Annotated in this window: 15 protein-coding genes, 1 pseudogene and 1 riboswitch; of the genes and pseudogenes, 14 read left to right on the top strand and 2 right to left on the bottom strand. The window is 38.5% G+C overall.

Annotation, left to right across the window (positions count from 1 at the left end; all coding sequences use genetic code 11):
- The first annotated feature begins 79 nt into the window (after positions 1-79).
- From BFJ97_RS15430 to BFJ97_RS15390, 9 genes are all read left to right on the top strand, one after another.
- On the top strand, positions 80-688 hold the full coding sequence (locus tag BFJ97_RS15430; protein WP_068985539.1) for a histidine phosphatase family protein: 609 nt from the start codon (positions 80-82) through the stop codon (positions 686-688).
- A gap of 12 nt (positions 689-700) precedes the next feature.
- The gene (locus BFJ97_RS15425) at positions 701-1,276 is read left to right on the top strand and encodes a bifunctional adenosylcobinamide kinase/adenosylcobinamide-phosphate guanylyltransferase (protein ID WP_083227064.1); all 576 of its coding nucleotides are present in this window, start codon (positions 701-703) and stop codon (positions 1,274-1,276) included.
- Between the two features lie 40 nt (positions 1,277-1,316).
- Positions 1,317-2,093 (top strand): adenosylcobinamide-GDP ribazoletransferase, encoded by a 777-nt coding sequence (gene cobS, locus BFJ97_RS15420; RefSeq protein ID WP_068985538.1) that lies wholly within the window; start codon positions 1,317-1,319, stop codon positions 2,091-2,093.
- Positions 2,066-2,665, top strand: a complete 600-nt coding sequence (locus tag BFJ97_RS15415; protein WP_068985537.1) for a histidine phosphatase family protein — start codon at positions 2,066-2,068, stop codon at positions 2,663-2,665. Before cobS ends, BFJ97_RS15415 begins: the two co-directional genes overlap by 28 nt.
- Positions 2,614-3,006 (top strand): bifunctional adenosylcobinamide kinase/adenosylcobinamide-phosphate guanylyltransferase, encoded by a 393-nt coding sequence (locus tag BFJ97_RS15410; RefSeq protein ID WP_068985536.1) that lies wholly within the window; start codon positions 2,614-2,616, stop codon positions 3,004-3,006. Before BFJ97_RS15415 ends, BFJ97_RS15410 begins: the two co-directional genes overlap by 52 nt.
- Positions 3,007-3,118: 112 nt before the next feature.
- Positions 3,119-3,616, top strand: coding sequence for an ECF transporter S component (locus tag BFJ97_RS15405; protein ID WP_068985535.1), 498 nt, complete (start codon positions 3,119-3,121; stop codon positions 3,614-3,616).
- Entirely contained in the window at positions 3,613-4,296 is a 684-nt protein-coding gene (locus BFJ97_RS15400; RefSeq protein WP_068985534.1) for a hypothetical protein, read from the top strand. Before BFJ97_RS15405 ends, BFJ97_RS15400 begins: the two co-directional genes overlap by 4 nt.
- A 110-nt stretch (positions 4,297-4,406) precedes the next feature.
- Positions 4,407-4,592: riboswitch (cobalamin riboswitch) on the top strand.
- Between the two features lie 162 nt (positions 4,593-4,754).
- A complete protein-coding gene (locus BFJ97_RS15395; protein ID WP_068985533.1) occupies positions 4,755-6,968 on the top strand; it encodes a ribonucleoside-diphosphate reductase subunit alpha in 2,214 nt (737 codons plus the stop codon).
- 12 nt (positions 6,969-6,980) lie between these two features.
- Entirely contained in the window at positions 6,981-8,021 is a 1,041-nt protein-coding gene (locus BFJ97_RS15390; RefSeq protein WP_068985532.1) for a ribonucleotide-diphosphate reductase subunit beta, read from the top strand.
- 201 nt (positions 8,022-8,222) lie between these two features.
- Here BFJ97_RS15390 and BFJ97_RS23765 read toward each other — a convergent pair whose 3' ends face one another.
- Positions 8,223-8,582, bottom strand: coding sequence for a hypothetical protein (locus BFJ97_RS23765; RefSeq protein WP_139114457.1), 360 nt, complete (start codon positions 8,580-8,582; stop codon positions 8,223-8,225).
- On the opposite strand from BFJ97_RS23765, the pseudogene BFJ97_RS15380 reads away from it, so the two are divergent.
- The 5 genes and pseudogenes from BFJ97_RS15380 to BFJ97_RS15360 all read left to right on the top strand — a co-directional run.
- Positions 8,543-9,264, top strand: a pseudogene (locus tag BFJ97_RS15380) (ABC transporter ATP-binding protein); the annotation flags it as partial. The gene BFJ97_RS23765 and the pseudogene BFJ97_RS15380 sit on opposite strands and share 40 nt — an antisense overlap.
- A gap of 62 nt (positions 9,265-9,326) precedes the next feature.
- A complete protein-coding gene (locus BFJ97_RS15375) occupies positions 9,327-9,749 on the top strand; it encodes a DUF1801 domain-containing protein (RefSeq protein WP_068985531.1) in 423 nt (140 codons plus the stop codon).
- A gap of 129 nt (positions 9,750-9,878) precedes the next feature.
- Positions 9,879-10,862 carry an alpha/beta fold hydrolase gene (locus tag BFJ97_RS15370; protein WP_068985530.1) on the top strand — a complete coding sequence of 328 codons (984 nt, stop codon included), beginning with the start codon at positions 9,879-9,881 and terminating at the stop codon, positions 10,860-10,862.
- Positions 10,859-11,530 (top strand): response regulator transcription factor, encoded by a 672-nt coding sequence (locus tag BFJ97_RS15365; RefSeq protein ID WP_068985529.1) that lies wholly within the window; start codon positions 10,859-10,861, stop codon positions 11,528-11,530. Before BFJ97_RS15370 ends, BFJ97_RS15365 begins: the two co-directional genes overlap by 4 nt.
- A complete protein-coding gene (locus BFJ97_RS15360; RefSeq protein WP_068985528.1) occupies positions 11,527-12,525 on the top strand; it encodes a sensor histidine kinase in 999 nt (332 codons plus the stop codon). Before BFJ97_RS15365 ends, BFJ97_RS15360 begins: the two co-directional genes overlap by 4 nt.
- 126 nt (positions 12,526-12,651) lie before the next feature.
- Here BFJ97_RS15360 and BFJ97_RS15355 read toward each other — a convergent pair whose 3' ends face one another.
- The gene (locus BFJ97_RS15355; protein ID WP_254660185.1) at positions 12,652-13,566 is read right to left on the bottom strand and encodes a LysR family transcriptional regulator; all 915 of its coding nucleotides are present in this window, start codon (positions 13,564-13,566) and stop codon (positions 12,652-12,654) included.
- Positions 13,567-13,600 lie beyond the last annotated feature (34 nt).

Raw genomic sequence — 13,600 nt, 5'->3', positions numbered from 1 at the left:
ATCTGCGGGCCAAAGCACAAAGCCGATTCGGATGCAATTATGCCGAGGCAGAATTGATTATTAATTAGGGGTGAGAAAAGTGACAACTTTTTATTTAGTGAGACACGGTGAAACAATGTGGAATAAAGAACATCGGCTACAAGGATGGTTAGATTCTCCGTTGTCTGAAAATGGTATTTCAAATGCGAAAAAACTGCAAAAACATTTGGGGGAAATTGCATTCGCTGCAGCATTTAGCAGTTCGAGTGGTCGTGCCAAGGAAACATTGCAGATTCTTGTCAGTGATCGACAGCTTCCCATTTACTATGCGGATGATTTACGTGAGATTTTTTTAGGGGATTGGCAAGGTAAAACGGTCGAGGACATCATAAAGACACAACGCTTAGACTATGAATTATATACCGATTATCCTGCACAATTTATCGCAACTCATACCGAAAGCTTTGGCGCAGTAACAGAGCGAGCGATGTATATGTTGAAAGAAATTGCAGATAAATTTCCTGATGAAAATGTATTAATTGTTTCCCATGCTGTAACAATTAAATGTGTCGTTAACGCCATTTTAGGCAGAAGCATTGATCAGCTTTGGTCAGAACCATTCATTCATGGTACAAGCGTAACGATTATTGAACGATTAGAGCATCAATTGCTCGTTAAAGATATCGGTAACATTCAACATCTACAATAGGAGGCGTAATCATTGCCACTGATTTTCATTACAGGGGGAGTACGCAGTGGTAAATCCCACTTTGCTGAAGATGCGGCTGTTACTCACTTTCAAACAAAGTCCATGCATGGACAACGACTTATTTATATTGCTTCAGGAGTAGCGCTGGACCGTGAGATGGAGAAACGAATAGTGCGACATCAGGCTGACAGACAGGCGCAAACTGTTAAATGGCTAACGATAGAAGCACCTTATGAAATCGCTGATACATTGAGTAACCTGATTGATGGAGATGTCGTGTTATGGGACTGTGTCACGACATGGCTGACAAATGCTTTTTACGAAGGATTTGAAACAGGGACTCCGTGTGTGGCACAACCAGGCTGTTTAGAGGAGAAGCTCCGTGTTGTAAAAAGGGCGGTAGAGACGTTACTTGAGAAAAGGGTGACGTTTTTTGTCGTCTCGAACGAATTGTTTGATGAGCCTCCATATACAAACGAGGAAGTTGAATTATACCGACAAATGCTCGGGAAGTTACATCAATGGTTCGTTTCTATAGCGGATAAGGCGTATGAAATCAATTATGGAATCGTAAAGAAATGGAAGTAATGAAACGCGCTTTGAAAATAAAAAGAAAGAAGGCAAGGCGATGAAAAATTTCTGGCAGAGCATACAACTTGCATTTCAATTTTTTACAGTTTTGCCGGTACATAAAGAAATTCCTTTAACCAAAGTAACCATTACGGGGATGTTCGCCTTTTTGCCATGGATAGGGGCTCTGATGGGTACCATAGTGGCAGCGGTGATATATGCTTTAACAGAATGGACGACGAGCAGTGAAGTCTTGCTTTCCTTTATGATTGTCGGATTATTCGCTTTGTTTACGGGTGGTTTACATTTAGATGGTTTTATTGATATGGGGGATGCTTATTTTTCATATCGGGATCGTGAGAAGCGGCTTGAAATTCTAGATGATCCACGTGTTGGCGCATTTGGAGTGCTTGCAGTCTTATTTTTAGTGCTTGGTAAACTTGTTATTTTGCATGAACTATTTGTGCAGCATAAATTAGCTCTTTGGATGCTGATTTTTATTCCATTATTAACACGAGTGGGTATGAGTTTTTATTTTTTGTCGCTACAGTGCTCAAAAGAAAAAGGGCTTGCCTACTTTTTTAAAACGCATATTAAGCCAGGATTACTTATCTGCTTTATGCTTATAACATTGGTAGTGGCGTATAGTAGCTTATTGATCGTAATAGGCTTTTCGTTTGTTCCGTTAGTGTTGATGGCTGTATTAGCGATTGCCTTTTTAGTCTTTCGACAATTTACAGTGCGCAACTTTGGTGGTGTTTCTGGGGATTTACTCGGTGCATCAATTGAAGGAATGGAGGTTGTACTGTGGGTGACGTTGTTATTGTGCGCTTAATGAGACATGCACCAACAAAGGAAAATTTAGAAAAACGATATATTGGCTGGACAGATTCTTCATTAGCCGATGTATCTTCGCTGGCTATTGTAGATAAAGATGTCACGAAAGTGTATGGTAGCGATTTACTGCGCTGTAGAGAAACGGCCGCTCATTATTTTCCGAATGCAACTTACATGGCAGATAAAAGATTCCGAGAGTCGAACTTCGGAGAATTTGAAGGGCGAACATATGAGGATTTAAAATCTGATCGTCGTTATTGTGCATGGTTAGATGATCCAGTACAGTCACCGCCTCCAAAAGGGGAAGGTTTTGATGCATTTTGTGCGCGAGTCATTGAAGGATTTACAACGTTACCAAAAGGAGAAGACGTTTATCATCTTGTTGTGCATGGTGGCGTCATTCGAGCACTTCTTGTTGCATTTGCACCGACTGAGCAACCCTTTTGGACGTACCATACACCGCATGATAAAATGTTTTCTTTATCGTTTTCAAGAAAGGCTTGGGAGGAGGGGGCGAGATGCATGTCTTTATCGGAGGAGCTTATAGTGGAAAAACCGACTATGTCATGAATTTACTTGCAGATCAAAAAGTTGAGCTAGTAGATGGCTATGTACCTGATGACACTCCTAGCTGTGATGTACTGGTTATTAAAAACCTAGAGAAGTGGCTCGTGACACAAGATCTGGAGGATGATGAGGTCATTGTCAGAACCATTTTGACAAGACTAAAGACTCTTGAAGAAAATTGTGCACTCTATATAATTGTGACCGATATGGGACGAGGGGTTGTGCCGATGGAAAAACAGGCACGATTATTACGTGATACATGTGGGCGCTTGTACCAGGCATTATTTGCTGAAGCAGAACATGTCGTACGTATTTGGTACGGTATTGGGGAACAAATCAAATGACGTAGTTAGTCAGTTGAATGGGGTGCTCATCGTACACTTCCAAGCGCTCAGCCGAAACGGAAATTAACCTCACGCTATAATGAACAATGTTTAAAAGAAAAGAGGGAATGGAATGGATCGACAAAGATTAATGAAATTGACACTCGTTGCCATGGTAGCGGCAATTTGTGCAGTTGGGGCAGTTATTAAAATTCCAACACCATTTATTACAACTGCTGCACTGGACGCGGCTCCTGCATTTTTGAGCGTTGTATTTTTATCTCCAGTATTGGCTGGGGTTGCAGGAGCAATTGGGCATTTTATTACGGCCTTAACTTCTGGCTTCCCACTTGGACCACTCCATATTATTATCGCAGTAGAGATGTTTATCGTAGTATGGATCTTCGGGATTATGCATAATAAAGGAATGCATTTCTGGAAATGGCCTGTGGCACTTATTTTAAATGGCGTTGTGGCACCATTACCGTTTTACTTTATCATTAGTCCGGCATTTTATTGGGCATCTCTTACTAGTCTACCGTTGGCAACTCTAATTAATTTAGTCATCGTTGCAGTTGCAATGCCCATTTTATCTAAAGTATTTGTGCGTAAGGTAGGGCGATTACATTGAGAAATGCCATAAAAGTAGGGGAGCTGATTGCTACGACAGATAATGCCGCAGCAATTGGTGAAAAACCGCAAGATGTTGTGTCTGCCTCAGATCAACTCACGGCATACTTGACAGCACGTGTTACTTTTTTAGAGCAGCTTGCCGCAAATGCTTTACCTACACATGTCCTACTCGCTAATTTTTCAGGGGATGTGGCATGGTCTCGCTATGTGGCAGGCATTCAGCAGGTTTTTGATGAAGCTGGTCTTATTTGTCCGCAAATAGACGGTAGCACTGAGTCCAATATGCCGACTGTACAATCTGGTTTGTCCATAACGATGCTTGGTGAACAGCAGCAACGTACACCCTATAAGCATGATCAGCTGATTTGGTACACTTATGGACTGCCGCTTGTAGGCAATGAAGTCCTTGCACAGCCTGAGGATGTCGCACAGCTACAGCCTATTTTTCAGGCATGGAAAGAGGAAATCGTGCAGCAAGTTTGGCCAGTTGGATCAAAAGGTTTGCAAGCAGAATTTACTCGACTTTTTGGCAATCAACAGGTCACATGTTCGTTAGATGTTGAGAAAACAGCTGGCCCGTGTGCAGTCATTTTACTTGGTGTACATCCAGAAAAAGAGCAGCTGGCACAAAAAAATTTTCTTAGAAATTTTGAGAAACTACGTAAAACTGCATTGTAATTGGGCTTGCTTCGAGAAAAAGTAGTGCGTAATAAAAATCAAGGGGCAAAACGCCTATTGCAACAATAAACACCATATGTTAGATTTGTTTAGGAGTTAAAACACTATATATAGTATTTTGAACAAGAGGTACCAATATGGTTTAAAAGGGAATTCGGAAAAGAGCATCTTAAGCCGAAGCTGTCCCCGCAACTGTAAGTGCTGACAAATGATGCAGAGGCCACTGTTAACAATGGGAAGGCGATCATTTGGAGGAAGCATGAGCCAGGAGACCTGCCGATTTGTTCAAGACAGCGACACATTCTTCGGGGATTGAGAAGTGGAGGCGAGAGATTTGTTCACTTCTGTGTGTGCATGTCCTTCATTTCCATTTCCGATTTTACAGCGATCACGCAACCGATAGAGGATGCGTGATCGCTTTTGTGTTGTCTGGAGATAGAAAGGGAGAGTATGTGTATATGACAATTCAAATCGAACAGCAAATTGCTAAGCTAAAGAAAAGTTACACGGAGGATGAACTTGAAAGTTTTGTAAGGTTATCGGATCGATGGCTACGAAAAAATGACAATGCCACATTTGAGGCATGGGCGGATGCGATGATTTTACAAACGCTTAGCCTAATTGATGAAGAGGAGCCATATTGGACATTTGTTGCAGCGCAAATTTATTTAGAAAAATTATATGACCAATTTGCAATGCGCCGCGGTGTTTCTGTGAAAGATGTTTATCAGGTTTTCCCAGCACAATTAGCACGCTATACAGAGGCTGGTCTGTATCATGAAAGTTTAACAACAAAATATAGTGAGCAGGAGCTTCAGGAACTTGCTTCATATTTAGAACAAAGTCGAGATGAGTTGTTTACATATATTGGCTTAAAAACATTAATGGACCGTTATGTTGTTCGTGATTATACGAAAACACCTGTCGAGTTACCACAGGAACGTTGGATGGTCATTGCGATGACATTGATGCAGGATGAAACAGAAAATCGTTTACAAAAGGTGCGAGAGTCTTACTGGGCAATGAGTAATTTATATATGACTGTTGCCACACCAACATTATCGAATGCAGGGAAAACACATGGACAGCTATCTAGTTGCTTTATTGATACAGTAGATGATAGTTTACAAAGTATTTATGACACAAATACAGATGTCGCAACATTATCTAAGTATGGCGGCGGTATTGGTGTTTATATGGGCAAAATTCGTAGCCGAGGCTCATCTATTAAAGGTTTTAAAGGTGCATCAAGTGGCGTTTTACCATGGATTAAACAGCTTAATAATACGGCAGTTTCGGTCGATCAGCTTGGGCAACGACAAGGAGCTATCGCGGTCTATTTAGATGTTTGGCATAAAGACGTCTTTACGTTTTTAGATTTACGTTTAAACAATGGGGATGAGCGTTTGCGTGCCCATGATATTTTCACAGGGCTATGCTTACCGGATTTATTTATGGAGACAGTTGAGGCACGTGGGGAATGGCATTTATTTGACCCACATGAAGTACGAGAGGTCATGGGCTTCTCATTAGAAGATTTCTATGATGAGAAAAAAGGTGACGGTTCCTTCCGTACAAAATATGCAGAATGTATCGCCAATCCTTTATTAAGCCGTGAAGTCGTACCAGCGATCGATATTATGAAACGTATTATGCGCTCACAGCTTGAAACAGGCGTGCCGTTTATGTTTTATCGTGATGAAGTAAATCGTATGAATCCGAATAAGCATGAAGGGATGGTTTACAGCTCGAACCTATGCACAGAAATTTTCCAAAATATGTCGGCTACTGAATTCGAATCTATTACCCTTGAAGATGATGTCATCGTAACACGTCGCAAGCCTGGAGATTTCGTTGTATGTAACTTATCATCTATTAATTTAGGCAGAGCTGTACCGGCTGGTGTACTAGAACGTTTGATTCCAATTCAAGTACGTATGTTAGATAACGTTATTGCCTTAAATACAATCCCAGTGAAACAAGCAGAGCGTACGAACTTGCGCTACCGTGGTATTGGGCTAGGCACATTTGGTTGGCATCATTTATTAGCTTTGAAAGAAATTCAATGGGAGTCTGAGGAAGCTGTAGAATTTGCGGACAAGCTATACGAGGAAATTGCCTATTTAACGATTCGCGCTTCTAACGATTTGGCAAGTGAAAAAGGTGCTTACCCATTATTTGAAGGTTCAGATTGGCATACTGGTGCGTATTTTGACAAACGTGGTTACGACAGTGAAAAATGGAATGCGTTACGCGCAGCAGTTGCTGATAACGGTATGCGTAACGGTTATGTTATGGCCGTTGCCCCTAACTCATCGACATCTATTTTAGCGGGCAGTACGGCGACGATTGATCCAATCTTCCAAAAAAGTTATTCAGAGGAGAAAAAGGATTACAAAATACCAGTAACTGTACCAGATTTATCACCGACGACGACTTGGTATTATAAATCAGCTTATTTCATCGATCAAAATTGGACAATCAAGCAAAATGCTGCACGAGCTCGTCATATTGACCAAGGCATTTCACTGAATTTATATGTTCAAAATACGATTAAGGCGAAGGATTTATTAGCACTACATATGAACGCTTGGGCGAGTGGTGTGAAAACGACATATTATGTACGCTCAACATCTGTAGAATTGCTAGAATGTGAGTCTTGTGCAAGCTAGGAGGAAGTAACGATGACAACGATTACGAAACGACAAATTATGGATAAAGAAGCACCGAACCGTTCAACAGGGATTGTGAACGGTCGCTCTTCTAACATTTTAAACTGGGATGATGTGCGTTTTAGCTGGGCTTATCCAAAGTATAAAAAAATGCTTGGTAACTTCTGGACACCATTTGAAATTAATATGAGCAATGATGTGAAGCAGTTTCCTGAGCTATCAGCAGTTGAACAGGAATCATTTTTGAAAATAATTGGTTTACTAGCACTTTTAGACAGTGTACAAACAGATTTTGCTGGTAAAGTAGCAGATTATTTAACAGATTCAAGCTTAAATGCATTAATGATTATTTTAGCACAGCAGGAGGTTATCCATAATCACTCTTATTCCTATGTGCTATCAAGTATTGTGAACAAAGACGAGCAGGATCGTACGTTTGACTTTTGGCGTACAGAGCCAGTGCTAGAGCGACGCAATGATTTCGTTATTAAAGGCTACCATGCATTTTCGGAAGAGCCATCTGTTGAAAATATGCTAGAAGCGATCATTTATGATGTGATTTTAGAAGGCTTATTCTTCTATTCCGGCTTTGCCTTCTTCTATCATTTAGCACGTAATCAAAAAATGGTGGCCACGTCAACGATGATTAATTATATTAATCGCGATGAACAGCTTCATGTCGATTTATTCATCAAAATTTATCAAGAGCTATTAGCGGAATATCCTGAATACGATACACCTGAACGAGCAGCACGTGTACAGGAAATATTCCGTGAGGCCGTACAGCTAGAGGTAGATTGGGCCAATGAGGTGATTGGCGATAAAATTGATGGCCTCGATGTGGAAGATGTCCATGATTATGTGCACTTCTATGCAAATGTTCGTTGTAATCAGCTTGGCGTTGAGCGTCCATTTGAGGGCTATCGCAAAAATCCATTGAAGTGGGTTAAAGCTTATGAGGATGTTGACTTAGGGAAAACAGACTTTTTCGAGCAACGTTCTCGTCAATATGTGAAGGTTAATGTAGAAGATAACGGGTTTGATGATTTGTAAAAAATGATAGAGAAAGAAAGCCATGTTAGTATGATAATTGCTGACATGGCTTTTCTTCAGTTATTCAAAAAAATCTGATTCGAAAAATGGTGGGATGCCAGATTCTCTTAAAAAGTATTTGTATTCAGTAGGGACTTCTAAAAGTGATTTATTAGGAATTAATACTTCATCTCTTAATCGTTGAACGAGTTGAGCATCTAATTATGGAAACCATTTTTCATAAGGTACTTTTCTTTTTTCTTCAATAGAAATAATAAAATGAATAATATATTCAAACATCACAGGGAAATCTTGTTTTATATGATGATGATGAGCAACGATGGCTTCGATGTAATTATTTAATTCATGAAACGGTTCATTTGGATTATATCCACCTAAATATTTTCGGTCGTGCTGTGGAATATAGGTAAAGCCACTGCGAGCATGCCACTTACCGAGCATAACGGTAAAAGCGGCGAGGGCACATCTTCGTGTTTCTAAATCTCGATCATTAAAATAATTAAAATATTCATCATACTCACAACCTCCACCAGTATGCCAAGGCGGGTGACACCATTGCACTTGTAGGGCCGACGGGATCAGGGAAAACGACCATTATCAATTTGTTAACTCGTTTTTATGATGTGGATGCAGGTGAAATTTTAATTGATGGTCATAACATCGAGGATTATAAAATGGCAACAATTCGTCAAAGAGTTGGTGTCGTACTACAGGATACCTATTTATTCTCTGGGACGATTCGTGAAAATATTCGTTTTGGTAAGCTTGACGCTACGGATGTAGAAGTAGAGGAAGCGACGAAAATTGCCAATGCCCATAATTTTATAAAATATTTACCAGCACAGTATGATACACCTGTACAGGCAGGTGGGACAAACCTTAGTCAAGGTCAACGACAATTACTTGCTATTGCCCGGGAAATTTTAGAAAATTCGGATATTTTAATTTGGATGAAGCTACGTCTAGTGTGGATACGTAAACAGAGGTTGATATTCAAAAAGGTCTACAGCATTTGATGCAGGGACGCACAAGCTTTGTCATTGCACACCGCTTAAAAACAATCGAAAATGCCGACCAAATTCTTGTTATTCAACAGGGGGAAATGGTTGAGCAGGGTAATCACCAGGAGCTCATGCAAAAACAAGGAATTTATAGTCATCTACAGCAAAAGCTTTTGCTAGAGCAAGTGGAGAAAGATATAGAATGCGTTCTATTAAAAACTATTAAACAGCTTTTGGTATAGCAGTTGTGGTAAACTTCTGTAAACGTTATGATGCACTAAAATGTAGAAGGTGAGAGATCAACATGTACGAATTAAAAACGAAAGAAACGGATGACAGTGTTATTGAATTTATAGAAAACGTTGATCATCCTAAGAAACGTGAAGATGCTTACCGACTTGTAGATATTTTTACTGAAGTAACGGGGCATGAAGCGAAAATGTGGGGGCCCAGTATTATCGGTTTTGGCGGCTATCATTACAAATATGAATCTGGACATGAAGGCGATGCACCTTTAGTTGGATTTTCTCCTCGAAAGGCTAAAATCAGTTTATATTTTGCTCCAGGTGACAATGAGCGCGATCAATTATTACAAGAATTTGGCAAACATACAACAGGAAAAGCTTGTGTTTATATTAATAAGCTAGCAGATGTGGATGAGGAAGTATTAAAGTCACTCATTAAACAATCTGTATCTTTTTTACAAAAAACATATCCCCAATCATAATTCTCTTCAGGTCAAGGGCTGTCTAAATGGTGTAAAAACTTTTAGACAGTTTTTTATTTCTTGAAAAAATTTATTAGAAATTTATTTTTAACGTGTATCCTTTCAAGTATCAACTGAGAGGAGAATTGTATGAAAAAACTAGTGAAGAAAATAGGAATCTACTTTATTGCGTTAATGCTACTTGGGCTTGGCGTGATATTTAGCTATCATCAATACGAGTTAAGTAAGGAATCTAATGTTTTGGAAAATAAAGGAGTGAATGTAGAGGTCGATCATAACAAAATGAATGTGTATACTGAGGGCGATGGTGAGGACACTTATGTATTTATGGCAGGTTCAGGGGTTGCGGCTCCTATTTATGAGATGAAAGGACTTTACAGTAAATTTTCGCATGAACATAAAATTGCTGTTATTGAAAGAGCGGGATATGGATATAGTGATGTCTCTAACGACGAACGAGATATTGATACAATTTTAGCCCAGACAAGAGAAGCACTCCAGAAAAGTGGCAATAAGCCTCCTTATATACTCGTACCACATTCCATTTCGGGGGTTGAAGCTATTTATTGGGCACAAAAATACCCAGAAGAAATAAAAGGGATTATTGCACTTGATATCAGTTTGCCAAGCCAATATATAGAGCATAAAATGGGAGTAGCCGATTCTTGGACTGTTAGAGGAATGAATCTGTTAACGGACATGGGCTTACACCGACTAGCACCTTCGAAAGTGTATAATCCAGAAGTAATCAAGCAAAATTTTTTAACGGATGAAGAAAAAGAAATCTATAAAGCACAATCCTTTAAACAATTTTTGAATGATGATATGAAAAATGAACTTCTACATGTCTACGAAAATAGTGTGAAATCAGAAAAGCTTCCAAAACCAAAAGACACACCTATATTATTGATTGATGCCATTGCTGAACAAAATAAAGACTCCAAATATACGAAGTACAATCGCCAGGAATATGCGGAATTTGCTGAGCAAATACATATAGCAGATGTGAAAGAATTAAGTGGTACCCATAGCATCTATTTGTATAAACCGGATGAGATTTATCATTTTGCTATGGAATTTATGAAACAAACGAATGAAAGGCTGATGGAATGAAAGGATTTACGATTTTAATTGTAGAAGACGATCCGATGATTGGTGATTTGATGCAAAAAATACTACAGCGTGAAGGTTACGATGTTGTATGGAAAACAGATGGACAAGAAATAATGAGCATTATTCGGCAAAGCGATTTAGTGATAATGGACATTATGCTCCCAGGGGAAGATGGCTATCAGCTGACAAAGAATATTAAAAGCTTAGGCTTAAATATACCTATTATTTTTCTGTCTGCTCGTAATGATATCGACAGCAAGCTTCAAGGCTTAACGGTTGGTGAAGACTATATGACAAAGCCTTTTGACCCTAGAGAGCTGCTAATAAGAATACAGAAAATGCTAACGCAGCAATATGGAACATTTACGCAAATCCAGCATTTGTTAATTGATGGTGAGCATCGAAAGGTTTTTATAAATACGATTCATGATGAAATTTCATTGACTGCGATTGAACGTAAAATCTTCTTTTATTTATTTGACAACAGGGACAGAGTTTTAACAAAGGATCATTTTTTTGACTATTTATGGCCACTTGAGGATCGAAATCATAATATTATCAATGTTCACATCAAAAAGATCAGAACAAAAATGGATGATCCTTCAGGGTACATCCTTCAAAATATTTACGGAGAAGGGTATCGATTAAATACCTACATAAAGAAATGACATTAAAAACAAAATATCGAATGTTATTATTTTCTGCCATTGTTAGTGTGCCAATCGTCTTGTTAGGAATCAGTGTGTCAATGTCCATTATTTATGACGTTGCCTTTAAAACGCGCAATAAAGGCACGCCATTCCATGAATCATTCGCCTATCCAGCCATGCTGATTGTATTTTTTCTCTCATTATGTTTGCTTGCGTTTTTATTTTCGAAGTCAATTAATTCATTACTTTCCAAAATTAATATGCTAAACAAAACGATTCGTGACTTAGCAAGCAATGAAAGAACACCAAGTACATTAGAGGTTGGTAGTGAGGATGAAATTGGACAGCTCATTCAGTCTGTGAATATTTTAATTGAGCGAACTACTTACCGAGAATTAGAGCTTAAGCAACAACAGGAGTTGCAAAAAGAGCTTCTACAAAAGCTAAGACACGATATTAATACACCGCTCACTGCGATCCGTTTACAATTATTTTATCTAGAAGATTACTATAAAGATCAACCGAAATTGGTAGAGTCCTTAAACGAGCAAATTCAATACATGGCTAACTTAACGAATGAATTTAATGTGCAGTCCTTAGATACAATCGAAAATTCTTATGTTGTGAATGAAGAAGTACAGCTCACGGTATTGTTGGAAACGATGATAAAAAAGTGGAGCTATTTATATCGAATGCATAACATCGAACTAAACTTTCGTACAGACGATCTCGATTTAACATGGACGAGCAATGAGCTATGGCTACAACGCTTATTCGATAATGTGTTTCAAAACACAATGAAACATTCAAAAGCTACAAAACTTGAGGTAACGATTAAAGAAGGCAAGGTTTATATGAACGATAATGGGATTGGTTTTGAACAGCATCATGCAAGTACTGGACTAGGGTTAAAAATAATAGACGATATCACAAGAATATTGACTATTACCTATACCTTACAATCAACTGGTGAAGGAACTTTTTATTGTTTTTCTTTCGCTGAATATCGATAAATTATGAAAGTTAGGCGATAAATTCTAAAATTGTTCCGATAAATCTGTAAATCGTTCCGATAAATATAAAAATTAGAGCGATAAATCTAAAAACAGTTCCGATAAACTGATAAAGCCCTTATCGAACTAGCTTTGTTCAATAGGGGCTTCCAGTAATGATTCAATCACATTTTTTAGTTGATAAATGGGTGATTGTTTACTGTCGCTCTTTTTGTAAATAAAGACTGTTTCTATGATGTTGTGGAGCTGCTGTAAATCGTAATAATGAATGTTCGTATAGTTATATAAATCAATTAGTTTTGTATTTAACACAGCAATCGAATTGTCAATTTGAAGGAAATCAAGAATACTACTCACTGATTTTATTTCTTTCATCGTAAACGGAACTTGATGCTTTTTCAGCCACTCAGCCATCGCGCGTGAATACATACATCCTTTACTTAGTACAAGTAGTGTAACGGGTGAACGTTCCTCAAAATTAATGATATGTGTATTATTCGATATGACTTCAAATGTTTCGGATGCAATCATGTCATAATTTAAATCAGAATAATGTTTAATAGGGTTACTTGTTAGTGCACAATCCATTTCGGCATTGTGTACTTTTTCATTTAAGGAAGTACTGGATTCTACTGTGAAATCGACATCTAAAGGTATATTATTAGTTTGCAAGCTATTCATAATGGATGCGCCATAAATTTTGATTGTTGTATGGGAAGTGCCAAAGCTAATTTTTGTGTTCGTTTGTGCTGCCCCGATTGCTTGTAAAAATTCCTCATACTCTTCGGTAATCAGCTTTAAAAAGTGTAAATATTGTATGCCTACATCCGTAATTTTTAAGCCTTGCGGTGTACGCTTAAAAACTTCCTGACCAATTTCAGTCTCCATTTTTTTTACCTTAGACGTTAGGGCAGATTGCGTATAATTCGTCATTTCTGCGGATTTACTGAGATTTTGCCTCTCCAAAATTTCAATTTTTAATGCTATTTCTTCTATGTTCATGTTGTCGTTCACACACCTATTAAATTTTTTGATAGCCACTATCATTTTCCTCCATTTTACGCGTTGCTATGGC

Source organism: Lysinibacillus xylanilyticus (assembly GCF_001708185.1).
Taxonomy (GTDB): Bacteria; Bacillota; Bacilli; order Bacillales_A; family Planococcaceae; genus Lysinibacillus; species Lysinibacillus xylanilyticus_A.
The sequence above is the reverse complement of the archived record's forward strand: the minus strand, read 5'-3'. Positions and strand labels throughout refer to the sequence as shown.

Coding starts and splice junctions, on each gene's coding strand:
- cobS (WP_068985538.1), top strand. CDS start 1,317: ATGAAAAATTTCTGGCAGAGCATACAACTTGCATTTCAATTTTTTACA.
- BFJ97_RS15410 (WP_068985536.1), top strand. CDS start 2,614: ATGCATGTCTTTATCGGAGGAGCTTATAGTGGAAAAACCGACTATGTC.
- BFJ97_RS15405 (WP_068985535.1), top strand. CDS start 3,119: ATGGATCGACAAAGATTAATGAAATTGACACTCGTTGCCATGGTAGCG.
- BFJ97_RS15395 (WP_068985533.1), top strand. CDS start 4,755: ATGACAATTCAAATCGAACAGCAAATTGCTAAGCTAAAGAAAAGTTAC.
- BFJ97_RS15390 (WP_068985532.1), top strand. CDS start 6,981: ATGACAACGATTACGAAACGACAAATTATGGATAAAGAAGCACCGAAC.
- BFJ97_RS15375 (WP_068985531.1), top strand. CDS start 9,327: ATGTACGAATTAAAAACGAAAGAAACGGATGACAGTGTTATTGAATTT.
- BFJ97_RS15370 (WP_068985530.1), top strand. CDS start 9,879: ATGAAAAAACTAGTGAAGAAAATAGGAATCTACTTTATTGCGTTAATG.
- BFJ97_RS15365 (WP_068985529.1), top strand. CDS start 10,859: ATGAAAGGATTTACGATTTTAATTGTAGAAGACGATCCGATGATTGGT.
- BFJ97_RS15360 (WP_068985528.1), top strand. CDS start 11,527: ATGACATTAAAAACAAAATATCGAATGTTATTATTTTCTGCCATTGTT.